Annotated in this window: 21 protein-coding genes, 5 pseudogenes and 1 riboswitch; of the genes and pseudogenes, 13 read left to right on the top strand and 13 right to left on the bottom strand. The window is 62.3% G+C overall.

All coding sequences use genetic code 11. From position 1 onward, the window contains the following. Window positions 1-28: 28 nt before the first annotated feature. Window positions 29-993, bottom strand: a pseudogene (locus AC07E3_RS19385) (IS110 family RNA-guided transposase); the annotation flags it as partial. Here AC07E3_RS19385 and AC07E3_RS19380 point away from each other — a divergent pair. From AC07E3_RS19380 to AC07E3_RS19370, 3 genes and pseudogenes are all read left to right on the top strand, one after another. Further along, a complete protein-coding gene (locus AC07E3_RS19380) occupies window positions 980-1,966 on the top strand; it encodes a reverse transcriptase domain-containing protein (protein ID WP_478364173.1) in 987 nt (328 codons plus the stop codon). The pseudogene AC07E3_RS19385 and the gene AC07E3_RS19380 sit on opposite strands and share 14 nt — an antisense overlap. A gap of 193 nt (window positions 1,967-2,159) precedes the next feature. Continuing rightward, a pseudogene (locus AC07E3_RS19375) lies at window positions 2,160-2,551 on the top strand (IS21 family transposase); the annotation flags it as partial. A gap of 84 nt (window positions 2,552-2,635) precedes the next feature. Further along, window positions 2,636-3,088, top strand: a pseudogene (locus tag AC07E3_RS19370) (IS66 family transposase); the annotation flags it as partial. Here the strand turns inward: AC07E3_RS19370 and AC07E3_RS19365 are convergent. The 11 genes and pseudogenes from AC07E3_RS19365 to AC07E3_RS19315 form a co-directional block, all read right to left on the bottom strand. After that, window positions 3,088-3,390, bottom strand: a pseudogene (locus tag AC07E3_RS19365) (transposase); the annotation flags it as partial. The pseudogenes AC07E3_RS19370 and AC07E3_RS19365 sit on opposite strands and share 1 nt — an antisense overlap. A 179-nt stretch (window positions 3,391-3,569) precedes the next feature. Further along, window positions 3,570-3,992 (bottom strand): Ros/MucR family transcriptional regulator, encoded by a 423-nt coding sequence (locus tag AC07E3_RS19360; protein WP_478364171.1) that lies wholly within the window; start codon window positions 3,990-3,992, stop codon window positions 3,570-3,572. Between the two features lie 106 nt (window positions 3,993-4,098). Further along, window positions 4,099-5,103 carry a Csu type fimbrial protein gene (locus AC07E3_RS19355; RefSeq protein WP_478364169.1) on the bottom strand — a complete coding sequence of 335 codons (1,005 nt, stop codon included), beginning with the start codon at window positions 5,101-5,103 and terminating at the stop codon, window positions 4,099-4,101. A gap of 159 nt (window positions 5,104-5,262) precedes the next feature. After that, window positions 5,263-7,710 (bottom strand): fimbria/pilus outer membrane usher protein, encoded by a 2,448-nt coding sequence (locus AC07E3_RS19350; protein WP_478364167.1) that lies wholly within the window; start codon window positions 7,708-7,710, stop codon window positions 5,263-5,265. After that, the gene (locus AC07E3_RS19345; RefSeq protein ID WP_478364165.1) at window positions 7,673-8,395 is read right to left on the bottom strand and encodes a fimbrial biogenesis chaperone; all 723 of its coding nucleotides are present in this window, start codon (window positions 8,393-8,395) and stop codon (window positions 7,673-7,675) included. Before AC07E3_RS19345 ends, AC07E3_RS19350 begins: the two co-directional genes overlap by 38 nt. Before the next feature lie 23 nt (window positions 8,396-8,418). Next, on the bottom strand, window positions 8,419-8,967 hold the full coding sequence (locus AC07E3_RS19340; protein ID WP_478364163.1) for a Csu type fimbrial protein: 549 nt from the start codon (window positions 8,965-8,967) through the stop codon (window positions 8,419-8,421). A 47-nt stretch (window positions 8,968-9,014) separates the two neighbouring features. Continuing rightward, window positions 9,015-9,815, bottom strand: coding sequence for a hypothetical protein (locus tag AC07E3_RS19335; protein WP_478364161.1), 801 nt, complete (start codon window positions 9,813-9,815; stop codon window positions 9,015-9,017). Window positions 9,816-10,682: 867 nt separating this feature from the next. Further along, the gene (locus AC07E3_RS19330) at window positions 10,683-10,949 is read right to left on the bottom strand and encodes a nitrate reductase (RefSeq protein ID WP_478364159.1); all 267 of its coding nucleotides are present in this window, start codon (window positions 10,947-10,949) and stop codon (window positions 10,683-10,685) included. Between the two features lie 74 nt (window positions 10,950-11,023). Next, window positions 11,024-12,028 carry a CobW family GTP-binding protein gene (locus tag AC07E3_RS19325; RefSeq protein WP_478364157.1) on the bottom strand — a complete coding sequence of 335 codons (1,005 nt, stop codon included), beginning with the start codon at window positions 12,026-12,028 and terminating at the stop codon, window positions 11,024-11,026. Window positions 12,029-12,055: 27 nt separating this feature from the next. Continuing rightward, entirely contained in the window at window positions 12,056-13,222 is a 1,167-nt protein-coding gene (locus AC07E3_RS19320; RefSeq protein ID WP_478364156.1) for a CobW family GTP-binding protein, read from the bottom strand. Continuing rightward, window positions 13,215-13,643, bottom strand: coding sequence for a Fur family transcriptional regulator (locus tag AC07E3_RS19315; protein ID WP_478364155.1), 429 nt, complete (start codon window positions 13,641-13,643; stop codon window positions 13,215-13,217). The genes AC07E3_RS19320 and AC07E3_RS19315 overlap by 8 nt, the downstream gene beginning before the upstream one ends. A 98-nt stretch (window positions 13,644-13,741) precedes the next feature. Here AC07E3_RS19315 and aztA point away from each other — a divergent pair, with 98 nt between their 5' ends. The 9 genes from aztA (at window position 13,742) to AC07E3_RS19270 (ending at window position 23,158) form a co-directional block, all read left to right on the top strand. Next, window positions 13,742-14,578 carry a zinc ABC transporter ATP-binding protein AztA gene (gene aztA, locus AC07E3_RS19310; protein ID WP_478364153.1) on the top strand — a complete coding sequence of 279 codons (837 nt, stop codon included), beginning with the start codon at window positions 13,742-13,744 and terminating at the stop codon, window positions 14,576-14,578. Beyond that, window positions 14,578-15,453 (top strand): zinc ABC transporter permease AztB, encoded by an 876-nt coding sequence (gene aztB, locus AC07E3_RS19305; RefSeq protein ID WP_478364151.1) that lies wholly within the window; start codon window positions 14,578-14,580, stop codon window positions 15,451-15,453. Before aztA ends, aztB begins: the two co-directional genes overlap by 1 nt. Before the next feature lie 18 nt (window positions 15,454-15,471). Further along, entirely contained in the window at window positions 15,472-16,416 is a 945-nt protein-coding gene (gene aztC / locus AC07E3_RS19300; RefSeq protein WP_478364149.1) for a zinc ABC transporter substrate-binding protein AztC, read from the top strand. Between the two features lie 67 nt (window positions 16,417-16,483). After that, a complete protein-coding gene (gene aztD, locus AC07E3_RS19295; RefSeq protein WP_478364147.1) occupies window positions 16,484-18,271 on the top strand; it encodes a zinc metallochaperone AztD in 1,788 nt (595 codons plus the stop codon). Between the two features lie 82 nt (window positions 18,272-18,353). Continuing rightward, on the top strand, window positions 18,354-19,577 hold the full coding sequence (zigA, locus tag AC07E3_RS19290) for a zinc metallochaperone GTPase ZigA (protein ID WP_478364145.1): 1,224 nt from the start codon (window positions 18,354-18,356) through the stop codon (window positions 19,575-19,577). Between the two features lie 128 nt (window positions 19,578-19,705). After that, window positions 19,706-19,910: riboswitch (cobalamin riboswitch) on the top strand. Between the two features lie 86 nt (window positions 19,911-19,996). Then, on the top strand, window positions 19,997-20,386 hold the full coding sequence (locus tag AC07E3_RS19285) for a DUF1636 family protein (RefSeq protein ID WP_478364143.1): 390 nt from the start codon (window positions 19,997-19,999) through the stop codon (window positions 20,384-20,386). Next, complete coding sequence (locus AC07E3_RS19280) at window positions 20,383-21,174, top strand: ABC transporter ATP-binding protein (protein WP_478364141.1); 792 nt, start codon at window positions 20,383-20,385, stop codon at window positions 21,172-21,174. Before AC07E3_RS19285 ends, AC07E3_RS19280 begins: the two co-directional genes overlap by 4 nt. A 20-nt stretch (window positions 21,175-21,194) precedes the next feature. Beyond that, complete coding sequence (locus AC07E3_RS19275) at window positions 21,195-22,142, top strand: ABC transporter substrate-binding protein (RefSeq protein WP_478364139.1); 948 nt, start codon at window positions 21,195-21,197, stop codon at window positions 22,140-22,142. 2 nt (window positions 22,143-22,144) lie between these two features. Then, window positions 22,145-23,158 (top strand): FecCD family ABC transporter permease, encoded by a 1,014-nt coding sequence (locus AC07E3_RS19270; RefSeq protein WP_478364137.1) that lies wholly within the window; start codon window positions 22,145-22,147, stop codon window positions 23,156-23,158. 188 nt (window positions 23,159-23,346) lie between these two features. Here AC07E3_RS19270 and AC07E3_RS19265 read toward each other — a convergent pair. Next, window positions 23,347-23,637, bottom strand: a pseudogene (locus AC07E3_RS19265) (integrase core domain-containing protein); the annotation flags it as partial. A 137-nt stretch (window positions 23,638-23,774) separates the two neighbouring features. On the opposite strand from AC07E3_RS19265, the gene AC07E3_RS19260 reads away from it, so the two are divergent. Continuing rightward, the gene (locus AC07E3_RS19260) at window positions 23,775-25,031 is read left to right on the top strand and encodes an IS110 family RNA-guided transposase (RefSeq protein ID WP_478364135.1); all 1,257 of its coding nucleotides are present in this window, start codon (window positions 23,775-23,777) and stop codon (window positions 25,029-25,031) included. The last annotated feature ends 74 nt before the right edge of the window (window positions 25,032-25,105 follow it).

Raw genomic sequence — 25,105 nt, 5'->3', positions numbered from 1 at the left:
TTCTGCTCACCGTGACTGGCTGATCTCTTCAAGCTGCGCTGGCCAGAGCCGGTCGTGCAGCATTGCCTTTATAAGCCTCACCCGTCACCATCATTTTCCAGGCGATCCTGGCAATCTTGTTGGCCAGCGCGACAGCCACGAGCTTGGGTGGCTTGCGTTTGAGCAGCTCGATGAGCCAGGGCGAAGCGTTCCTGCCTCTGCCCGCTCTCACCTGTCGAAGCAACGAAGTCGCACCCACGACGAGTGTTTTGCGCAAGGCCTCATCGCCGGCCCTGGTAATGATACCGAGCCTGACCTTGCCGGCTGTCGAATGATCCCTGGGCGTCAGGCCCATCCAGGCGGCAAACTGTCTTCCGGATGCAAACTGCTCCGGTGCTGGCGCTTTCATCACCAGCAAAACCGCACCGATCGGTCCGACACCGGGGATCTGTGCAAGACGGCGGCAACATTCATTGCTGCGATACCAGGCCATCAGCTTTGCCTCCACTTCCTTCAGGCGCTCTCCCAACTGTGCAAACTCCTCAGCCAGAGATGCGAACAGATCGCGCGCCAAGGCCGGAATGGTTTCATCAATCATGATGCGTTCCAGGAGGAGCGGAATATGAGACAGGCCTTCGGCCGCGGTCAGCCCGAACTCGGCTGCATAGCCTGGATCGTATTCGCAAGCTGCGTCTGTGCGGCGACCGCGCGCTCGCGCATACCCACCAGCATCAGCGCAGCTTGCTGATCGGCACTCTTCACCGGAATGAACCGCATCGTCGGGCGGCTCATCGCCTCGCATAGCGCTTCAGCATCGGCTGCATCATTCTTGCCGCGCTTGACGTAGGGCTTTACCAGCTGTGGCGCGATCAGCTTTACCTCATGGCCGAGCCCCGTCAGCAATCGTGCCCAATGATGCGAAGCACCGCAGGCCTCGATCGCGATTACGGTCGGCGGGCACTTCGCAAAAAAGTCCACCATTTCCCTGCGGCGCATCTTCTTGCGAAACCGTGGCGCTCACACCGCTATCGCCGAAGCGGAAGGATACCTGAAGGACGGATACCAGACGGTTGTTGATGTGGATTTGGCCAAATTTTTTGACCATGTTCATCATCAACGCCTTCTCGCCCGGATCGCACAGCGCGTGACGGACGAGCGGGTCATCCGCCTCATACGCCTGATGCTGACAGCGCCAGTGGTGATGCCGGACGGAACGACGGTCGCCGTCCGGGAGGGAACACCCCAAGGGGGCCCGCTTTCTCCATGCCTTTCCAATATCGTCCTGGACGAACTGGATCGGGAGTTGGCACGGCGGGGCCTGCGGTTCGTGCGGTATGCAGACGACTGTATTGTCTTCGTGCGCAGCGAACGCGCCGGGCAGCGGATCATGGCTTCGCTCCGGACTTTCCTGGAAAAGCGCATGCAGCTCCAGGTGAACGAGGCGAAGAGCGGCGTCCGCAAACCCGAGGAGGTCGTCTTCCTGGGCTTCAGCTTCCGCTGTACGAAGGAGAGCCAGGGCGATAGTCACGTCGCCGTGTTCCCCTCTCGAAAGGCGGAGCGACGACTGAAGGCCACCATACGGGCGAGGACGCCGCCGAACTGGGGGCGATCCATCGCAGCGTGCCTGGCGGGCATCAGCCGATACTTGAACGGCTGGATGACGCACTTCCGGCTCTGTACGCCGGAAGCCGTCGAAGGACTGCGCGTCATCGACGCCCATGTTCGCCGCCGGGTCAGGGCGATCATTGTTCGTCACAGGAAGCGGGATCGCTTCCTGTTCCGTCACCTTGTTGGTAAAGGCGTCAGCCGCAAGGCGGCCGGCAATTGCGCGTACTGCGGCAAACGGGCATGGGTGAAGTCGAACCGACCGGCCATGACAAGAGCGTACCCGCCGTCCTGGTTTAAAGGGCGGATGGTGTCGCTGAAAGACCGGTGGCACGAACTCAACCCGCCGCTGGCATCGGCCCAGCTATCGCTGGAACTCTGATATACCGATCCAAGGAGCCGGATGCGTGGCCCGCATGTCCGGTTCTGTGAGAAGCGCGGAGCAATCCTCTGCGCTTACTCGACCCCGACCGGAGTTTCAACCCGTCGGCGGCGCGCTCTTTTCGGGCGTGTTTGTCTGGTGGTCGCGGTTGGCCGGGTATTCCGGTGGTTTTTCCGATTGGGGGAATCGCCTAGTGCCCGGCTGCCACGTAACCGATCACCAGATGAGGCTCTACATGAAGCTCAGACAGACCAGCACGACGGCCGTCGCGGCAGCGAAGGCGTCGATCAACATCGCCACGGCCTATCGCATCGAGAACGATCCGAGATTACCGTCGCAGAAGAAGACGCCGCGGGGTCGGCGACGTCCCGGTCCGCTTGCGGGTATTTTCGACGCGGAGGTGGTTCCGTTGTTGAAGGCGGCCGGCACCCGGCATCCGTCCTGTCGCCATTTTCGAGGAGATGCTGCGGCGGCATCCGTCGAACATTGGAGCGGCGCATCAGGTCCTGGCGGGCCATCCACGGCGAAGAACAGGAGGTCATCTTCCGCCAGGCTCATGCGCCGGGCCGCGTAGGCCTGTCGGATTCTCGCATCCAACGCCTCCGTGCAAATCACCAGGCGAAGTGAATCAAAATGCGTTCTCGATTGCCAGGTTTTTCGAGGTGTCCATTCCGCAACGACGACGGTGTTATCCAGGCGCCCGCGCCGGCCCACCTGATCGAGGGCGGCATTCCGACCGAGGCGCTTCTGGCCCAGATCGCCGTCGCCAAATATGCCGACGGGCTGCCGCTCTACCGTCAGGAAGCGATCTATGCGCGCGACGGCGTCGAACTCGACCGCATGCTGATGGCGCAATGGATGGGCAAGGTCGGCTTCGAATTGCAGCCCCTGGCTGACTATGTGCTGGAGCGCATCAAGCAGGGCGAACGCATCTTTGCCGACGAGACCAGGCTTCCGACGCTGGCGCTCGGCACCGGCAAGACGCAGACGGCGTGGCTATGGGCCTATGCCCGCGACGACACCCCCTTTGGCGGCACCAGTCCACCGATGGTCGCCTACCGTTTTGAGGACAGTCGCGGCGGCGAGTGCGTGGCGCGCCATCTGGATGGCTATCACGGCATCCGGTGGGCCTTCAGATGGGTGGCGTCGATCATGATGCGCTCGGGCTCCGGCCCTTCGCCGGCAAGGGCCGCGAAGATGCGGTCGAACACCCCCATCCGGCTCCAGCGCATGAAGCGGTTGTAGAGTGTCTTGTGCGGGCCATATCCCGTCGGCGCGTCCTTCCACTGCAGGCCGTTCCTGATCACATAGACGATGCCGCTCACCACCCGCCGGTCATTGACCCGCGGAACACCATGCGAGAGCGGGAAATATGTCGATATCCGCGCCATCTGGCGCTCGCTCAGCAAAAACAAATCACCCATCACGACCTCCTTCATCGGAGACCGTGAATCACATCTCAAACCAAATTAACAGGTCCTGAGCCTAGCTTCGAGCCGACAGGGCCTCATTGGGCCAGGGAGTAAAGCCGGCCGGTACGTCCGGCATCTGTGGGCTTGAGTTCCTGCATGCGATGCGTCCATCAGGCCTGTAACGCGACGCTCTACTCGGCAGCAGCGCCCATCCGCTTCCGCACTGATGCCCTGTGGCGGTTCCGTCCCAGGCCAGCCTCCTTCGCCAAGGCTGAACGCTTCGATGAGTAGTTCGGCGCTACCATCGGGTAGTGTTTCGGAAGGCCCCATTTCTGCCTGTATTCGTCAGGAGTGAGACCAAGTGTTCCCAGATGCCGCCGCAGCGACTTGAACTGCTTCCCATCCTCGAGGCAGATGATGTAATCGGGCGTAACCGATTGTCGGATATCGACGGCCGGAACAGGCACCTGCGATTCTGACGGAGGCTCATGCCTCAATCGCTCGAACGCCTCGCGAACGGAGCAGACCACATTCGCCAGTTCACTGCTCGAAACACGATTGCGCGCGACGTAGCTGGCAACAACGCGGACAACAAGTCGAGGAACACTGTTCATTATCTGCTTCCTTCTGATGACTTGAAAGGGTTGGGATCGAGTGAGTTTTGCTGTCGAACGAGTACTGAACGCCAGGCTGATACCAGCGAGATGCTCGCTCTCACCCTCAGAAGGTGGCTGTAACGACGACGACATCGCTGTAGGTCCCGGCGGTGGGCGCGACACTGATCGGCGTGGTCAGCTGCCCGCAGACCTGATGGTTGTTGATGGCACTTACGATGGTGCCGATGCCTGCGAGCGGGGACAGCACCGTCCAAGCGATGCTGCAGCCCGGCTGGAACAGCTGGTAGGCTAGGAGATCGGTGTTCTTCCTCATGCGCCGGATGCCGCCGCTCGCATTCTGCCCGTCGTCGATCGTGATGCTGTAAGGTGTCTCGTAAGTACAGCGGATACCGACATTGCCGAACGCGCGCACCTCGGTCGAGCTTGCCCGCGCGGCCGCGACCGAGCCCCAGGACCCGAAGTCGATATCCTGGAAATTCTCGAACTGGCAATTCTTGGGCACGACGGAGGTGACAGTGAAATCGGTTACGATCGTGCCGGTGGGATTGGTCAGCCCGGCCTCGCAGGTCGCGTTCCCGGAGTTGAACAGGTACTTGGTGACCAGCTGGTAGGTGTTGGTGTAGATGCCTGGTCGGACGCGGTCTTGCTGCTGCCGGTCGAGATAGGTCAAGGTCAGACGATTTGTGCCGCTGATATTCCTTTTCAAGCCGCCGCCTACGACATACAGTTTGATGCCGCCGGTCGAAATGCTGCCGCCACCGTCGCGCGCGTAGCGGCGGTTGAACTGTTCCCTCATCTCCCAGCCAAGACGGGAGTCCGTGTCGCGCGTCTGATAGAAGGCGTAGTCGCTGGGGCCGATCTGGTTTCCGTTGGCGACACGGATGTAGGTGCAGAGGCGGACGTCAGTGAAGCGCACAGGGGACCAGCAGTTGTAGCTGACCTCACCCGTTGCTGACGCGGCCGCATTTGGAACGATATCCACCGTGGTCGTCCCGAAATTGCTGATGCTGGTGACGGTGCAGGTCTGCGCCTTGGCGTCGGGAGTTGAGAGCACCATCGCAAGTGCGACAAAGGGTGCAAAGAGGAGCAGGCAGAGGGGCGCGGTCATCGGGGCTTCCTGGCGATCATCATTAAGCGACGGCGAAATAGACATGGTTATGTTGGTGGCTCTCTCCCTTCACGGCCGTCACAGCGGGTGCAGGCCGCCAACTGGCACCGATGCACCGGCGCCATGAGAAAGGGACGGGCGTATGGGGGCTATCCCTTCTCATCGGCAGGGGACAGGCCCGATCTCGGGTTGGGCTCCTGGGGCGGCCTTGTAGTCGAAGACAGCGCGGCAGGTGCCCGCCGCCTCAGGCAAGGTGACAGTGACGCCATTTCGCGCGCCCAGGCCGGTCAGCCAGGTGCGGCCGTCATAGCCAGCGACAGTGGTCTGATCGGAGCCGTCGAGCTGGACCACCGATCCAACCGGCAGCGGCTGGCCGCCGGGGCCGGTCAGGGTGACGATGGCCGCTTCCACTTTCTTCACCCCGAAATCCACGACCGCGCCGGAGCGGTCGGCCGGAACGACGACCGTCTGGGTTGCCTCGGGCTGCAGGTCAAGTTCCAGGTTAGTGGGGTCGATCGAGATGGTGTTGTTCCGATAGGACTCGAGATACGGCACGAAGGCGCGACCACCGGCATTGGTGGTGGCGACACGGCGATTGTTCAGCGACACGTCGACATTCGGGCCCCCGGCCTTGACCACGGCGAAGGCATCCTCGACCCGATTGGCCAGGAACACGCCACCGCCGGCCGCTACGACCGCGCCCTCGACCGTGCCGGTAACACGGGCCATGTTGCCCGACTGCTCGACCGAGCCGGCGAGATAGGCGGCGGGCGCGCGGTAGTTCACGGATGCAGCACGGCTGCCGGAGCCATCACTTGCGTTGCTGTTGCGCAGAGACCAACCCAGCGCCCCCTCCTCGAGCCTCGCTGATTTGGTCAGGCTGGTATCGAAACTGGTCCGCTCACCGGTACCCGATACACCGGCCGATGCTGTGAGGTTGCCACCGAGAGGCATAGTGAAACCGGCGAAGATACCGCGCTTTCCATGATCGTTAAAATCACTGTAGCCCGTGACGTAGACCGAGGCCTTGTCGAAGACCGTTCGCGACCAGGAGGCTGTGAGAATGTCGGAATCTCCATCGCCAGCGCCGCGGATCCGGGAGTAGCCGAGGCTGAGAGAGGAAGAATCGAAGCCGAGGGGGAAGGACAGGCCGACTCGTTCCACCTCACGGGCGCGAGCCGAGATCGGGGCCTCGACATTATGCCGGCGGTCGACGACTAGGCCGATATCGTTGTAGTCACCGATCATGCGGTCTGTGCCGGCATAAAAGGAATAGCCGTTGCGCGAGACCTGGTAGAGCGCGGACAGCTTGCCACCGGTCTCGGTCCCGAACGCGTCGTCATCGAACCGGCTGCCGGCGAAGGAGGTTCTGATCGTCCCGTACGGGCCAAGGCCGGCGACGAATCCTGCGCCACCATTGACGAGGCCGCGCGTTGCCTCGAAGTGCCCTTCCAGTGTCAGCCAGTTCGTGAGGCCGTAGCGGATGCTGGCCGAGCCTGCGAAGTTGCCGTCATAGTCGAACGAGCTGTCTCCGTATCCGAGGCGGGGGAAGCCGAGTTCGGTGGAGAAGTCCAGATAACCCGCCCGAAGCATGTCCGGTGCAAAGAAGTAGGCGCGCTCGGTGACCACCTCACGGCCGAGCGCATCGCGCATGACGATGCGGGCATCGCCACCACCGCCCAGGAAGGGCAGGCCGGTGAAGTCAAATGGACCAGCCGGGACATCACCGGTGAACACCCTGATGTTGTTGAGGTAAAGATCGAGGGTCGAGGGTACCGAAGCGGTACCGCTGAGGTTCGGTACCGGGCTGGTGACGAGGTCGGGCCGGATGTCGAAGTTGCGTTTGAACTGGAGGCCGCCGAAACGATAGGACGAGGTCCAGGACAACGATCCGGACACGGAGTCGCCGGCCTGATAGACCAGCATGTTCTCCGGATCGGTGTAACGCCAGGCACTGTCGAGGCGTAACAGGCCATTGCTGTTACTCTCGAAATCGCTGAAATCGTTGATCCGTGCCAGAGCCGTGGTCGACCCGACGCCGAAGGGGGTGAGCAGTCGGGCGTCGAAGGCCCCGCTCAACGTGCTGGTGGACCCGCCACCGTCCCAGTCGTACAGGGACGTGCCGTACAGGGCGTAGTTCGCCAGGAAGCCGAAATCGGAACGCACTGCCGAAAGGTCCGCCGGCCGACTCTCGGCGCCGACATCCACGGTGGTCGGGACCTGCGCGCCATCCGAGGCAATGAAGATGATGCTCTGTGCTGGCTCATCGTAGCGCCAATTGACACCAGCGAGGCTGTCGAGCCGGATCAGGCCATCGGTGCCGATATTGCCGGCTCGCGGCTTGATACCAGCGGTCTGCAGGTCGCCGGGCGTAGCCGCAAGCGTTCCGTCCGGAAGGCGCTTGAAAGTCGCGAGCACACCGGTCGACCGGCCGTTGATGACGACGCCGAGCAGCAGGTCATGGCTGCCATCAGCGAGCCCGGCCGGTGGAGTACTTTGTGCCGCGGCCGTCGCCACAGCGCCGGCGATGCCAAGGGTGAGGAGCACGCAGCCAGAAAGGACGCACCGCTCAGTGGCCTGCGACAACCGACATCTGGTTGACTTCATAGTCGTCCCCCTTGGCGGTAATGGTGACCGTGCTTCCCGGCCGGATGCGCTGGGCGCCAGCACTGGCGATCCAGCGCCGGGTCGAGCCCGGCAGCACATAGCCGTTCAACCCCTCGCCGAAGCTGACCTTGCCCGTAGGGGAGGCGACCGTCAGGTTGGCGATCTTTGCGTGGCGGCTGCCGGCGTTCGTCGCCTCCACTACGAGGCGACCGCCGTCACGGCGCACTTGCCAGCGCAATTCGGCGCCGGCGGACCGGTCGGCGAAGAACACGGGGATGGAATAGCGGAGCACGAGGGTGACGGCGTCGGCCGGACGACGGACATTGACCTCGGGCAGCTCGTCGATCAGCAGGCGGTAGCTCTCCTCGCCGCTCGTGACCGGTGCAGCCGTGCGAGCCACGCGAATGGTATAGGTGGTGCCCGGTTGCAGCGTGGCCGCCGGCGGGCTCGCGACCACATCGGTGGCGGGGACCAGCTGGTCCTCGCCGCCGCTCTGCGTCCATTTGTAGATACGAACCTGGACGTTGACGGGTCGGTCGCCATTGTTGCGGAGATTGACGGAAGACGCCTGGGCCGGCGCGGTCAGGTCGACGGAGACAGGCGACACCTGCAAGGATGCCGCCCATCCGTCTTGCGCCAGGACCAACCCAGGGATGAGCGCAAGCAGCGCGAGAAACCGGCGCATCAATGGCATCCTCGTGCTTCGCATCAGTAAGTGACCGTGATGGCTACCGTGTCGGTGTACATGCCAGCCGTGGGCGTGTTCTGCGGCGGGACACGGCCGAACACTTGTGCACTCTGGATGGTACCGTCGGCGGTCTTAGAGACCGTATTGCCGCCAGTGCCGCTGGTATTGCCCCATACGGTGGTGCGAGCCGAATCCTGATAGAGCTGATAGCTTACAAACTCGGTCCCATTCTTCATGCGGCGTGAGTTGACGTCGCCGGGCGTCGCCGGATTCAGGCCGGCGTCGAGGCCTATTTGATAGGCGGTGCCGTTTGTGCACTGCACCTGGATCGATCCGGTGCCGCTGACGGCGGTCTGACCATCAACATTGGTGTTGAGCACGCCGTGTGTGCCGAAGTCCAGGACGGCATCGCCGGCGCCAGTGCCGCCGCTGCCGGCATTGATCTGGCATTCCTGGGCGATCGTGATCCTGACCTGCAGATTGCCCGTAGCGGTCGCTGCCTGCGCCGCCGTGGTCAATCCGGCCACGGTCACAGCGGCCGCAGCGACGATTGGTATAAAAGTCTTCATTATCCTCTCCATGCAAAAGCGGTGTTCAAGGTGAGTCGTTGTTGGTGCTACTCATCGACCATCCAGCGCTCCAGCAATGTGCGGATGCCGGTCTTGATGGCGCGCCACTCAGGCAGCGCGTCCTTCGGGAAGGTGCCATGCATGCCCAGGCCGTGGTCGCTCAGATAGAGGTCAAAGAAACACTGGTACAGCCAGTTGCAATCGATCATGATCTCGTCGCGGCCGTCCTCAAGATTGACGTAGTAGTCGCCATTAATCTCACCCTCCACTGGAACGACATGGAGCAGCCCGGCATGTTCTGATTTGAGTATGTATCGACGCTTATCAACGAGGCGTGCCAGGTAATTTGTGAAGCCTACCGACGGCGCCAGACGTCCAGACCTGCTATTGTCGTGATCATTCATCACCTCGACGGTTGGAATGATGACGAGGAACTCGTCCTTGTCGGGCTTTGGCCTGCCTTCTTCCTGGTAGCGGAAGTCCGGCCGCCCGGCCATGTCCTCGGCCGGCGCGCGCAGGTCCGGCATCCAGAAGACGAATCCCAAATGCCTCGCCTTCGGGTTGCACCCAAGATGAGACCAAAATGTGCGCGGATAGGTGAACGGGCGCGGTATTTTGAATTTGAGCTGTTCACTGAGTTGGAACGAGATCAGATGATTGGAGTCGTATTTTTCCGCGAGCTTGCTTTCATTCACAAAAACATCTGGCCCTGGATCCTGACAAAGATACTCCTGATCCTGCGTTTGGGTTTTCTCACTGTCCTGCGCCATGGCCTGACCGCTTGAGAGCAACAAGACTGCTGCCAGAGCCGGCAGCCATTTGCGCCAGCTGGCCAGTCGGTAGTTCATGTCGTGCCTTGCTGGAGAGGGGTCGGAATATATGAGCAGAGCCTGCCTCAACATCTTTGAAATCGAGATACGTTGCGCCTGAGAAATCGCAGAGCTCAAAATCGTCTCCGATCCGAATGTCTGGTTCATAGTCTATGATGACCTTCGACTATTCCCGAAGCGCAACTGTCCGTCAGCAAGGCACCTATACGGTATAACGTAAGGTACGGGTCAACAGGTTGGAGAACAGATCAAACCGATATGTCGTGGCTTGCGCGGCATGGACATCCGCGAATACCAGAATTTCCATGTTTGGCTGGGCATGACGATGGCGAGCAACAGGATGGCCAGGAGAATGGCCCCCAAGCCCGTAGAGGACATTTCGAAGCATGCGCGATTTTGGTGTGGCGGAAGGCGGAGGCGTTGCGGTCTGCATAGGATCATCCATCACTCACCAGGCGTTGGCTGTGGCTACAGCCAGCGGCCTGACTTGTCGGCTTGCCGTCTGCTCGGGCGTGAGTTTGAAGCCTTTTTTAGCCATGCGATTGTCCTCTCCATGCAAATGCGGTGTTCAAAGCCATTCGCTGTTTGCCGTCATCCTGCGGCTCATCGGCCATCCAGCGATCGAGCAGCGTTCGGATGCCAGTCTTGATGGCGCGCCACTCCGGCGGCGCGTCCTTCGGGAACCCCACGGCGCGTGGCCCTGCGTAATTGCGATGCGGATGATGCCGGCCTTCTCGATGCGGGCGAGCAGATCGCCCTAGGCGAGGGCCTGGCCTGCGCCTGAGAACAGGCCGAGCGAAAGGGCAAGAAAAAGCAGAATGCGCATGAATGCTCCCGAATGATGGATGGAAGGTAAGGGCTGGGTCCGTGGATGCGTTCGGCAATTCAGGAAGGCAGTGCCCGGAGGTCATCTTCGATGATCTCCGAGATGGGCTTATGGAAGCGGATGATCTCGATCGGCTGGCCAGGACGCATGATGCCGATGACGGTCTCGATATCGGGGCAGCCATCGTCCCGGCAGGCGAGTTCGGTGACCGATACCACAACGTCGTCGTCGAGCTTGCAAAGCTCCCGCACCCAAACCTTGATCTGCCGGGATTTTTCCGGAACAGCCCGGCGCGGAGCGAAAGGGTTCGCAAGACGGTTCATCATTGTCGTGTCTCCGCGCACGGCCAGCCTGGCGGAGCCCGCCGTTCGAAAAAGGGACGAAATCCTTCGGGGCCGGTCTACGCGTTCAGCGCCGTGACCGATTCAGGCTCCGCCTGGCATTTCATGAAACCGTCCTCGATCACGTCCTTGGGCAGGTTGCGGCCGATGAAAACGAGCCGACTGACGCGCGGCTCATCCTTCTTCCAGGGCCTCTGGTGGTCGCCTTCGAGCAGCATATGGACGGCCTGGACGACGAAGCGATCATCGTCGTCCTTGAAGGAGAGGATGCCTTTCATGCGCAGGATGTCGATGCCGAAGCGCTGGGTAATCATCTGCACCCACGGCAGAAATTTCTGCGGATCAAGCGGCTTCTCCGTCATCAGCGAGAAGCTCGTCACATGGTCGTCGTGATCGTGGTCGTGATCGCCGTCGAGGAAATCCGGCTCGATCTCGAGGACGCGATCGAGATCGAAGGCGCCGCGATTGAGAACCTGGTCGAGGGGCACGTCGCAGCGCGTGGAATGCCGGATCGTCGCTGTCGGATTGATCTTGCGGATGCGAGCCTCGACGGCGGACAGTTCCTCGGGCGCAACCAGGTCGGTCTTGTTGAGGATGACGATGTCGGCGAAGGCGAGCTGCTCCTGCGCCTCGTGAGCATGATCGATTTCGCCGAGCAGGTGCTTGGCATCGACCACAGTGACAATGGCATCCAGCTTGGTTTTCCGCCGGACATCATCGTCAACGAAGAACGTTTGGGCCACGGGCGCCGGATCGGCCAGCCCCGTCGTCTCCACCAGAATGGCATCAAAGCGGTCCCTGCGGCGCATGAGGCCCTCGATGATACGAATGAGGTCGCCGCGCACCGTGCAGCAGATGCAGCCATTGTTCATCTCGAACACTTCCTCGTCGGCGTCGACGATGAGGTCGTTGTCGATGCCGACCTCGCCGAACTCGTTGACGATGACGGCATACTTCTTGCCATGCTGTTCGGATAGAATGCGGTTCAAGAGCGTCGTCTTGCCGGCGCCGAGATAGCCGGTAAGCACGGTGACAGGCGTTTGTTCAGCGGGTTGGATGGGCATGTTCGTCTCCTGGATGTTTCGTCGCGGTCAGCCGGTCAAGGCACGTGTCAGTTGGGCAGTCCCGGACCTGAACGTGTCCGCGATCGCCGAAGCGAGGTTCTTCAGTGCCCACCCCGTCTTGACCGGCTTGCCGTCAAGGGCGGCTTCGAAAAGCTGCCGAACCGGCTCCGGATCGATACCGTCGGTGATGAAGACAAGGCGAGTCTGGCGATGTTCGCCGGGCCAGGCGTCCAGGACGGCCGGAGGATAGACGGCGTGCTGGACGACATGGATGATGCGTGGCCGCTCTGGCTCGTCCCTGTCCTGCACCAGGCCCTTGACCCGCAACAGGCGGGGACCCCCCGACTTCGAAAGAAGGCCAAGGAACTTGCCGAAGGCTTCACGCCCGATCGGCTGGTCGCGGGTGATCGCGAATGTGCGGATCCTTCCCGCGTGGCGCGTTGAGGAAGATGCGCCGGCCGCCACCTGGCCGTGACCGCCATCCCCCCGAATGGCTTCCTCCAGCGCCAGCCACCCGATCACATCGTCGCCGAGCGAGGCAGGCGCATAGGACCGCCGCTGGAAGAGACAAGCCGGATGGAAACCCAGCTGGTGCGCATCGTCGATCTTGGCGGCTGAATTGAGTGCCGCGAGACTGCCCTTGAGTCGTTCGATATCCCGGACCGAGACAGGATCGCGCGCGCGATCGGTTTTCGTCAGCACGACGCGGTCGGCAAAAGCGACCTGCTTGGTTGCCTCGAAATGGTTCTCGATCGACAGTTCGCCGGTGACGATGTCGACGAGCGTGACGACGCCTGCCAATTCGTAATTTCGAGCGACAAGATGATCGCGCAGACCAAGGGCCGCTTCCCCGCCCGGCATGAGCTGATTCACGAGAGGCGCCGGATCGGCAAGGCCGGTCGTCTCGATGACGACACGGTCGAAGGAGACCTCGCCAGCTTGCACAAGGGTCTGAAGCTCGTGCAGTGTCGCACGGATATCGCTGCCCGGAGTACAGCAGAGGCAGCCCGCGGTGGTGCGGGCAACCTGCGATTTCCCGACATGCACGAGGTCGTGGTCGAGCGCGATATCACCGAATTCGTTGATGATGACGGCGGTGTGGGCGAAAGCCGGATCTGCGAGAACGCGATTGAGGAGCGTGGACTTTCCAGCCCCCAGAAACCCCGTCAACACGAAAACCGGCGTCTTATCCATTCGCGCAGCTCTCGCACAGGCCCGAGAGTTCCACGGTGGTCGCGGTTGCGCGAAAGCCCTCTTTCCTGGCTAGCCGCCGCAATACCCGATCCAGCTCCGCATCGTGGAATTCACTGGTCCGCCCGCAGGCCCTGCAAATCGCGAACGCCGCGTGACCGTGACTGCCGCAATCGAGCCCGGTGCATAGCGCGTAGGCGCTGAGGCTCTCGATCTTGTGGACAGTTCCATCATCGATGAGTTGATCGAGGGCCCGGTACACCTGGAGCGGGGCGCGCAGCCCATCCTCTCGCAGAAGCTCGAGAAGCTCATAGGCTCCCATCGGCTTTTGCGCCCGCTCCAGCGCATCGAGCACGAGCTGGCGATTGCGCCCGTGCCGGCGGTTTGCGGATGCGATCGCGGTAGAGGTGGGAGCGGTGACCATGTGTTATGCTATAACATTTTTCATTGACGAACGTTCTAACATAACATAGTCGGTCGTCAAGGCCGGAGCCGGCTGGCTTCGACGAGGACGGGACCGAAATGTCTGTATGCGTGACCTTTGACGACCTGACACTGGGCTATAACAGCCATCCGGCGGTTCACCATCTGAATGGAATGGTCGCCAAGGGGTCGCTTACCGCCGTCGTCGGAGCCAATGGCTCCGGCAAGTCGACCCTGATGAAGGGGATCGTCGGCGTGCTCAGGCCGATGGCGGGTGCCTGCAAGATCGCTTCCGGCGTCACTTTGGCCTATCTGCCGCAGCAGTCGGAACTGGATCGTTCCTTTCCGGCTCGCGTCATCGATCTGGTCTCACTCGGCCTGTGGCCTCGGCGCGGCCTTCTCGGCCGCTATCGCTCGGAAGACCGCGAAGCCGTGGCACGAGCGCTGTCGGGCGTGGGGCTCGAAGGTTTCGAAAAACGGCCGATCGATACGCTGTCGGGCGGGCAGTTGCAGCGTGCCCTGTTCGCGCGCGTGCTGGTGCAGGACGCCGATCTGATCCTGCTCGACGAGCCTTTCAACGCCATCGACGCGCGGACGATCGCGGATCTGGTCGACCTGATAAAGCGCTGGCACGGCGAAAAGCGCACAATCATGGTCGTCGTCCACGACCTCGATCTGGTCCGCGAGCATTTTCCGGAGGCGCTGCTTCTCGCCCGCCGGCCGGTAGCCTGGGGAGACGCCCGCATGACGCTCGCGCCGGAGAACCTGCTTCGAGCGCGCCAGTTCAGCGAAGCCTGGGACGAAAACGCCCCATGGTGCACACCCGGGGAACACAGCCTCGCGCAAACCGGCGCTCATCGTGCGCACAGGCACCATGGAGCTCCAGACGAGGCTCCAGCCGCAATGGGTGCCGAGAGCCGGAGGGGTGCTGCCTGATGGCTGCCTTATATGACGCCGTGCTTGCGCCCTTCGCCGAGTTCGCCTTCATGCAGCGGGCGCTGGCCGGCGCTCTGATGCTGTCCCTCAGCGCCTGTCCGGTCGGGGTATTCCTGATGCTTCGGCGCATGAGCCTGACCGGCGATGCGATGGCGCATGCCATCCTGCCCGGCGCGGCTGCCGGTTTCCTGCTCTATGGCCTGCAGATCGTGCCGATGACCATCGGTGGGCTGATCGCCGGCATCGTTGTCGCGCTCGGTGCGGGTGCGGTGGCGCGGCTGACGATCCAGAAGGAAGACGCGTCCATGGCCGCATTCTACCTGATCTCGCTGTCGCTCGGCGTGCTGATGGTGTCGCTGCGCGGCTCAAGCGTCGACCTGATGCATGTGCTGTTCGGAACGGTCCTCGCGCTCAACAACGACGCGCTGACGCTGATCGGTCTGGTCGCGGCCCTCACGCTCGGCACACTCGCCATCTTCTGGCGGGCGCTGGTCGCGGAATGCCTCGATCCTCTTTTCCTGCGCTCGGTATCGCGGCTGGGCTCACCCGTGCATTTCATCTTTCTGGGGCTGGTGGTCATCAACCTTGTGGCAGGCTTCCAGGCGCTCGGAACCCTGCTTTCGGTCGGGCTGATGATCCTGCCGGCCGCCGCCGCACGCTTCTGGACCCAGAGGGCCGAGATCATGTGCCTGCTGGCGATCGCGCTCGGGATGCTGTCGTCGGTCTGCGGGTTGCTCCTTTCCTACCATGCCTCGCTGCCTTCGGGCCCGGCGATCATCCTTTCAGCAGGTGTGGCCTATTTCGCCTCGGTGATTGCAAGCCCGCGCGGGGCACTGCTCTCCCGTCGCCCACGCATGGCTCACCGCACAGCCTGACCAGTAAAGGGTATTGGAATGACAAAGACGAAATTGACCAGACTTGCCACCGCGCTGATCTTCATGGGGCTTTCCGCCTTTTCCCTTCCGGCGCGTGCCGAGGCGGAAAAACTCTCCGTGGTCGCCACGTTCTCGATCATCGGCGACTTCGCACGCGTTGTCGGAGGCGACCGGATCGAACTCAAGACACTGGTCGGCCCCGACAGCGACACCCATGTCTACGAGCCGAAGCCGGCAGACGCCATCGCCTTGGCCCGTGCCGACGTTGTCCTTGTCAACGGCCTGCTGTTCGAAGGATTCCTGCAGCGCCTTGTCGAGGCAAGCGGCACATCGGCGGCGATCGCGACGCTGACTGACGGTGCGGATATCGCCCACGACCCCGATGGCGGTCACTACCATTACGTGAACGGCGAGGCGGTATTCCACGCGGCGCCGAACGATCCCCATGCCTGGCAGTCGGTCTCCAACGCGAAGGTCTATGTCGAGAATATCGCCCGCACGTTTTGCGCCGCCGATGCCGAAGGCTGCGCGGCCTATGAAGCAAACGCCGCAACCTATCTCGATGAGCTGACCGCCCTCGACGACGAGATCAGGCAGGCCATGGACGCCGTTCCGGAGGACCGGCGCGTAGCCGTCGTCGCCCACAACGCCTTCCGCTATTTCGAGCGCGATTACGGGGTGACCTTCCTTGCTCCCCAGGGTGTGTCCACGGAATCGGAAGCTTCAGCGGCGGACGTCGCCTCGCTCATCCGCGAGATCCGCGAGAAGCGGGCAGCGGCCGTCTTCGCCGAGAACATCTCCAACGCACGCCTCGTTGAGCAGATCGCCTCGGAAGCCGGTCTCGCGCTCGGCGGCACGCTCTATTCCGATGCGCTTTCGCCAGCCGACGGACCGGCGCCCACCTACATCGACCTGATGCGCCACAACGCTACCACGCTCGCGACCGCGATCAATGGCGGCTGAGCGCTCAAGAATATGGGCCGTCTGTGGCCTGCACATGTAATGTAATATCGTAAAGAAGGAGAGAAGGATGAGACGTTTGATCCTGGGTGCCTCTGTGCTCGCCACCGCCGCTACGCTTGGTGGCGGCGCTGCATTCGCGGACGAGGATGAGGTGACCGCCTGGCGGCTGTTCGTTTCGGACCACGCCGACCCGGTCGTGAAGGTTATCGATGCGCTGGACGGCGACCTGCTCGACGCCTTCACGGTCGAGGGACCGGCGACGCTTCACCGTTCGTCCAGCGGAGAGACGGTGTTTGCCGTTCAGGGCTCCGCCGGCAAGGTCAACGCGATCAAGAGCGGCATCGCCTTCCACGATCACGGCGATCATGGCGACATCGACGTCGACGACGCGGAACTGCTGCATGTCCAGATGGACGGCGACAAGCCGGCGCATTTCGTGGAAATGCAGGGTTACATCGCCCAGTGGTTCGATGGCGAGGACCAGGTTCGCGTCTTCACCGAGAAAGCCGTCCTCGACGAAAAGCCGGAAGTCCGCACCGCCAATGTCGTTGCGCCGCATCACGGGGTCGCGGTTCCTTACCGGAACCATGTCGTCGTCTCGATCCCGAACCCGGAAGACGCATCGAAGCGGCCGATCGGCGCGCGCGTGGTCGACTTTGAGGGCAATACGGTCGGCGAGGATGTCGCCTGCCCGGGCCTGCACGGTTCGGCCGGCTCCGGCAGCCTCTACGCGCTTGCCTGCGACACCGGCCTGCTGCTGATCAAGCAGGACGGCGGTGCGCCGACCATTCAGCACCTGCCCTATGCGTCGTCGCTCCCCGAAGGCAGTTCCTCGACCCTGATCGGCGGCAAGGCGCTGCAGTATTTCATCGGCAATTACGGTGCCGATCGCATCGTCATCGTCGATCCGTCCGAGGGTGAAGACGGCTTCCATCTCGTGCAGTTGCCGACGCGCCGTGTCCACTTCGCGGTCGATCCCATCCGCGCGAAGTTCGCCTATGTGGTCACCGAGGATGGCCAGTTGCACAAGGTCGACGTGCTCAACGGGCAGATCGCGCAGTCGATCAAGCTGACCGAACCCTATTCCATGGACGGCCATTGGAGCGATCCGCGTCCGCGCGTGGCGGTTGCCGGCGACAATGTCGTCGTCACCGACCCGCTGAATGCAAAGCTGCATCTGGTGAATGCCGAAACCTTCGAGGAAGCCGGCGAGATCGCCGTTGAAGGCAAGCCCTTCAACGTCGTTGCAGTCGGCGGAAGCGGCGCGGTCCACGACCATGACGACGGGGAGGCCCATGCCCATGCTCACAGTCACGGCGATGAGCAGATCTACAAGGGTTACTTCGAGGACAGCCAGATCAAGGACCGCCCGTTGTCGGATTGGGCCGGCGATTGGCAGTCGGTCTATCCCTACCTGCAGGACGGAACGCTCGATCCGGTGATGGCCCACAAGGCCGAAAGCGGCGAACAGACCGCCGACGAATACAAGGCCTATTACGAAATCGGCTACAAGACCGACGTAGAGCGGATCACCATCGTAGGCGACACCGTGACGTTCTTTGAGGACGGCAAGCCGCTCAAGGCCCGCTATGCCAGCGACGGCTATGAGATCCTGACTTACAAGAAGGGCAACCGCGGCGTGCGCTTCATCTTCGAAAAGACCGAAGGTGACGATGCCGCCCCGCAATACATCCAGTTCAGCGATCACAAGATCGCGCCGGCGGAGGCCGACCATTATCACCTCTACTGGGGCGATGATCGTGCCGCCCTGCTGGAGGAAGTGACCAACTGGCCGACTTACTACCCGTCCTCGCTGGGCGCGGAGGAGATAGTCGAAGAGATGATGGCGCACTGACCGCGACGCACCCTCCTCGCCTGCGCCCGGCCGACAGGCCGGGCGCGCTCCTTCCCTATGTTCTTCCCACCAAGAGGCCGCCATGCCTGACACAGCCAGACCCTCGAATCGCCTGCCCGTCACCGTGCTTTCCGGCTTTCTCGGCGCCGGCAAGACCACGCTTCTCAACCATGTGCTCAACAATCGCGAGGGACGCCGCGTCGCGGTCATCGTCAACGACATGAGCGAGGTGAACATCGATGCCTCGCTCGTGCGCGACGGCGGCGCCAACCTGTCGCGCACGGAAGAACAACTGGTCGAAATGACCAATGGCTGCATCTGCTGCACGCTGCGCGACGACCTGTTGAAGGAGGTGCGCAGCCTATCGCGGGATGGCCGCTTCGACTACCTGCTCATCGAGGCAACCGGCATCGCCGAGCCGCTGCCGGTTGCCGCGACCTTCGATTTTCGCGACGAGAACGGCGAAAGCCTGTCCGATGTCGCAAGGCTCGACACCATGGTCACGGTCGTCGATGCCGCGAACCTCCTGAAAGACTACGCGTCACAGGCCTTCCTGCGAGACCGCGGCGAGGCCGCTGGCGACGCGGACGATCGCGCACTGGTCGACCTGCTCGTCGAACAGATCGAATTCGCCGACGTGATCCTACTCAACAAGGTGTCGGCCACCCCCGCGCACGATCTCGACCTTGCACGGAAGATCGTCCGTTCGCTCAACCCCGATGCGGAGCTGATCGAGACGGACTTCGCCAAGGTACCGCTGGACAAGGTCCTGAATACCGGCCGTTTCGACTTCGAGAAGGCCGAACAGCACCCACTCTGGTTCAAGGAGCTGAACGGTTTCAAGGACCATGTTCCCGAGACCGAGGAATACGGCATCCGCTCCTTCGTCTATCGCGAGCGACGGCCCTTCGACCCGATGAAGCTCAAGGCATTCATAAACCGGTCGTGGCCGGGCGTCGTCCGCGCCAAGGGCTTCTTCTGGCTGGCGACGCGCCCGCATTATGTCGGCGAGATCAGCCAGGCCGGCGCGCTGATCCGGACAGGCAAACGCGGCTTGTGGTGGGCCTCCGTGCCGAAGCATCGATGGCCGGACCACCCCGAATGGCACATGGCCATGAAGCCTTATCTCGACCCAATCTGGGGCGACCGGCGGCAGGAGATCGTCTTCATCGGTTGCGACCCGATGGACGAAAGCCGTATCCGCGCCGAACTCGATGCCTGTCTCGTGGCCGAACGCGACTTCATGCCGGGCCGCTGGCGCGACCTGCCCGACCCGTTCCCCAGTTGGGAAAGACAGGTGGCGTGATGACTCGGTCACCTCGTCCTCGTCCTATAGCCGTCCAAGGTAACCCATCTGGCGAAGGCTCGGACCGAGACTGTCATTTCGATGGGAGGGTAAGCAATTCCGAAGCATTGCGATTGCACGACGACCGCGATACGCTTGCGGACGATGGTTCCCGGGCCGCAGCCGGCCTGGGTTAAAAGGGAACATGGTGCGGCCCGTCGGGCCAAGGCCATGGCTGCCCCCGCAACTGTAAGCGGCGAGCAATATCCGACATGCCACTGGCCGAAGAGCCGGGAAGGCAGGATGGCGCTGGGACCCGCAAGCCAGGAGACCTGCCGTCAGCGAGAATTGACCGGACGGGGTGCGCCGGGAGGAAGCTCGAAGGCGATCCTCGGTCGTCATGCGCGCCATCCTTCCGTACCTTGAGGAAAGGGTGGCGAATGGAGGACGTTGAACCAGGGCATGGCATTGTTGTCTGCACACGCTGTCGTGGCCAGCGGACAGTCGAAAGGCTGCCCGGTGAACGACTGATATCTTTGCTGCGCGCAGCACTCGATGGTGGCCTTGTCGGCGGGTTTCGTCTGGATGGAGCCGACTGCATGGCCGGATGCGGAAGGCCGCTGACGGTCGCCTTCTCCGCACATGGCAAAGCAACTTATCTCTTCGGTGACATCGAGCCGGATCGGGATGCTCTCCACTTACTCGCGTTCGCACGCCTCTACCGCTCACTCTCGGACGGTTGGTGCAACGAAAGCCAACGCCCGCCCGGGCTCAAGGGCAAGACGCTTTCGCGCATACCCGCTCTCGTTGATGCAGGCGGCACCCAATGAACCCGGTTTTGCTTGAGGCGTGTGATCTCGGGTTTCGTTCCGCGGCTGGGACGAGTCTTGTGGAAGGCGTCACTATGACAGTGGCGTCGGCTGATCGGCTGGCCATCATCGGGCCGAATGGAGCCGGCAAGACGACATTGCTCCGAATGCTCGCGGGATTGCTCCGGGCGAGCTCGGGCGAGATTAGGTTCGAAGGCAACTCCCTCGACCGGATTTCTCCTGTCGAACGTGCCCTGAATATCGCCGTCGTAGGTCAGTCGGATCAGGCAGACCCTCGCCTGGCGGTGATCGACTATGTAGAACTTGGCAGAGTTCCTCACACCGGCCTGCGCAAAAAAAGCGAGGAGCGCGACACAGTCATTCGTGCGCTCGAGCGAACGGGTCTGCTGAAGATGCGCGATCGCCCGATCGGCTCCCTGTCCGGTGGCGAGCGCCAGCGTGCCCAGCTTGCCCGCGCTATCGCGCAAGAGCCGAAGGTCCTGTTCCTGGACGAGCCTACCAATCATCTCGATCCGCGTGCGCGCAGCGAAATCCTTGAACTGGTGGCAAGCCTGGGCATCGCGGTGGTCGCGGTGCTTCACGACCTTCCGCTCGTCACACCTTTCGCGTCACGTGTCGCGATCATGAACAGGGGCCGGCTTGTAGCACTCGACACACCGGCGAAGACCCTGACGCCGGACCTTATTCGCGAGGTTTTCTGCGTCGAGGTGCTGCGCCTGCCGCACCCGGCCGATAACCGTGAGCTGACGATCTTCGACATTCCGATGCGGCTCTCTGTCAATCTCTGATCCACTGGAGGATTTTTACCTTGAAGCGCTTTTTCATCTGTCTTGCCGCAAGCGTTGCGGCTTCTGCCGCCTGGGCCTTCCCGGTCACCGTCGACAATTGCGGGACAGCGCTAACGTTCGAGGCACCACCGAAGCGCGCTGTCATCCACGACCTCAACATGACGGAAATGGCGTTCGCGCTCGGCCTCCAATCCTCCATCGTCGGCCTGACTGGCATCACCGGCTGGTACAAGGTCGGGCCGGAGTTCGTCGCGCAGCGAGGATCGATCCCTGAACTGGCGCCGAAATATCCGACTTTGGAGAACCTGATCTCGGTCGAGCCCGACTTCTTCTTCGCCGGTTGGTACTACGGCATGAAGCCGGGAGGCGACGTCACGCCCGATACGCTGGCGCCGCATGGCATCAAGACCCTGGTGCTGACGGAAAGTTGCGTCCATCTCGACAGCGACAGGCCGGCTGCTTCCATGAACCTGCTTTACACGGACGTGGAGAAGCTCGGCCGGGTCTTTGGCAAGGAAGACGAGGCGGAAAAGTTGATAGACGGCTGGAATCAGCAGCTCGCCGAGATCACCGCCAGGGTCGGCGACGGCACTGGAACGCGCGTGTTCCTCTACGATTCCGGTGAGGACAAGCCCTTCACTGCAGGAAAGTTTGCCATCCCGACTGCCATGATCTCAGCCGCCGGCGGCGAGAACATCATGGCCGACATGGAGACGAGTTGGGGCAATACGGATTGGGAGACGGTCGCGACCCGCAACCCCGAATTCCTGATCCTGCTCGACTATCAGGACGATGCCGGCTACGCCAAGCTGCTCGACTTCCTCAAGGCGCATCCGGCCATGAAGGAAACCGACGCCGTCAGGAACGAACGATTCGTGGCGCTGCGCTATGCCGAACTGACGCCCGGCCCGGCCAATATCGAGGCGATTGACAAGATTGCCCGGGCGATGCACCCCGAAGCCTTCTAAACGTGCCGTCTAAGCTTTACGGAACTTCGATCCTCGCAGGCGTGGTGGCGGTCGCCGTTCTGGTGCTGCTGTCGATCGCATACGGGTCGACGCTCATCCCGCTCGCCGACGTGGTCGCGTCGCTGGCTCACGCGGCAGGCCTGGGCGTCGAGGCTCCTTCTGGCCCGGTCAGTCGAATCGTTGTCGACCTGCGCCTGCCACGCATGCTGTTGGCGGTCTGTGTCGGCGTCGGCCTCGGCGTAGTCGGCGCTCTGCTCCAGACCGTGACACGCAACGATCTCGCCGACCCGTTCCTGTTCGGCCTGTCGTCGGGGGCTGCGGCTGGCGCCGTATCGGTGATCACCATGTTCGGCGACCGCTTCGGCATCTGGACGCTGCCAGTGGCAGCTTTTACGGGCGGCATGCTGGCGGCCGCGATCGTGCTGGTGCTGGTCAACCGCATCCGCGGCCAAGGTCCCGAGCGGCTTATTCTGGCCGGGCTTGCCGTTTCCTTCCTGTTCACGGCGCTGACCAACTATCTCGTCTTTTCCGGCGATCAGCGCGCTGCCCATTCGGTCCTGTTCTGGACGATGGGCGGGCTTGGGCTCGCCCGCTGGGACAACATCGGGCTGGCGGTGTTCGGTGCGACCGGCATTGTCACCTTCGCGCTCAGGAACCATCGCAGGCTCGACGCATTCCTCGCCGGCGAGAGCACGGCCGAAAGCCTCGGTGTGCAGGTGGCCCGTTTTCGCATGCTCACTTTTATGGCGGCCGCTTTCACCACGGCGATCCTGGTTGCGGTGGCGGGCGTCATCGGTTTCGTCGGGCTGATGATCCCGCATCTCGCGCGTCGGGTTGCAGGTCAGCTCCACCGTCGGCTGGCGATCGCATGCGCTGTATTCGGTGCAGCGCTGCTGCTTGCCAGCGACCTGGTCGCCCGCACCCTTCTGCCGCCGCAGGAGTTGCCCATCGGTATTGTGACCAGTTCAGTCGGTGCATTCTTTGTCGTCTGGATGCTCATCCGCCGAAAGATGTGACGGATGGGATTATATCAGTGGTCATTTGGATTGACCGACGTGCGCCCCATCGCGCATTCCGATGGATGTAATGGTTTGGGGCTTTGACCTGAGCCCCGACTTCCCGCCAGTTGTTTGGAGAGTCCCGGGTTTCATTGCTCTGAGACCGAACTTTGGAGCGCCGGTGGCTGGAGTTTTCCGGCTTTGTTTCACGGTGACGGGCTGGCTGCGCCACCGGGATTCTGTAACGCGATCGGGACGTTGTATCCGATCGCCGAGTGAGGCCGAACCTCGTTGTAGTATCGACGCCAATCCTCCAACTTTTCGCTGGCATCCGCAAGGCTCAGGAACCAGTGTGCGTTCAAACATTCGGCCCGCAGCTTGCTGTTGAAGGCTTCGATGAAGCCGTTGTCCGTAGGCTTGCCCGGCCGTGAGAAGTCGAGGGTGACGTCGTTCGCATAGGCCCACAGATCGAGGTCGCGGGAGATGAACTCGCTGCCATAGCACCTCGGGAAGAAGCGCTTGTTTGAGGTTATGGCCGCACGCGCAGCCCCCAAATAGCGCAGCGGGTGGCCATAACCGGGTCTCAGGTCTCAACAGTGGTTTTGCACAAACCACACCGCTGAGGAGACCGGCTATGACCGCCACCGATACTACCGCCTCGACCTTGTTGGTCGCCATCGACATTTCCAAGCACCGCCATGAGGTGCTGATCGGCGCGCCTGGCAAGAAGCGCCGCCGTCGATTGACGATCACAAACACACTCGACGACTTTCGGCGCTTGGCCGCCATCCTTATGGACTACGGTCTGCCTGTGAGGATCGGGTTCGAGGCGACCGGCAACTATCATCGACCGTTGGCGCATCATCTCGGCCAGGCCGGGTTCGATCTGAAGCTCGTGTCCTCTGTTGGCCTGGCTCGAACGCGTGAGGCCCTGCACAACAGCTGGGACAAGAACGATCCGAAGGACGCCCAGGTCATCCTGCGCATGCTGGAGATCGGCGCGGTGCAGTTCTTCCACGATCCGCTTGCGACCGGCGTTGCCGACATCCAGGAGTTGTCGAAGACCCATGAGATCGTCTCGCGTTCGAAGACCGAGCTCTGGCACCGCATTCTGACGCATTACCTGCCGCTCTACTTTCCCGAGGCCGAACGGTTTCATCGAAGCTCGCGAACCGACTGGTTCCTCGCCTTCCTCGAGAAGTATCCAACGCCCGGCATGATCACGGCCATGAGCAAGGAGGTCTTCGTCGACGACGCCTGGCAGGTGGTCGGCCGCAAGGTGTCCAAAGAGCGCCTGCTCTCAGATATTTACTCAACGGCGGTTGGCTCTGTGGGCCTGCCGGTTCACCCGGATTCCGACGCCGTGCGCATGTTCCGCCTCGTGTTGGCCGAAGGCCGAAGCCTGGTTCGCCAGCGCAACGAGATCGAGGCGCGGGCCGTCGAGCTTCTATCCGATCATCCCGATTACCAGCTTCTGACAACCATCCCCGGGATCGGCCCGATCAACGCCCTGACCATCCTGGCAGAGGCCGGGGATTTGCGCCGTTTTCGCCATCACCGCCAATTCCTGAAGTTCTGCGGCATGGACCTCGCCACCGTCCAGTCCGGCATGTTCCGCGGCCAGAGCCGGATCTCCAAATACGGCAATGCCCGACTCCGCCGAACCTTCTGGATGGCTGGGCAGGTTGCCGTGCTCAAACGCACGAACAGCTTCCGCGACAAGTTCGAACGCTACATCGCACGAGATCGACATAACGCCCATTTGCGCCGCAAGGCCTACACCGCCATCGCGGCCAAGATGGCGCGCACCGTACACGCTGTGGTCAAGCACGGCGAACCCTATCGCCCCTTCTTCGAGGGGGTGAGCCCAGGCGGAAGGACCCTTGTCTGATAAGAGCCGTGGAGGCAGTTCGCTGACCTCGTAGATAATGTTCAGGTCTTCCGCTTGGGAATTTGGATCTCGTC

This window comes from Nitratireductor lacus (assembly GCF_056431025.1).
The sequence above is the reverse complement of the archived record's forward strand: the minus strand, read 5'-3'. Positions and strand labels throughout refer to the sequence as shown.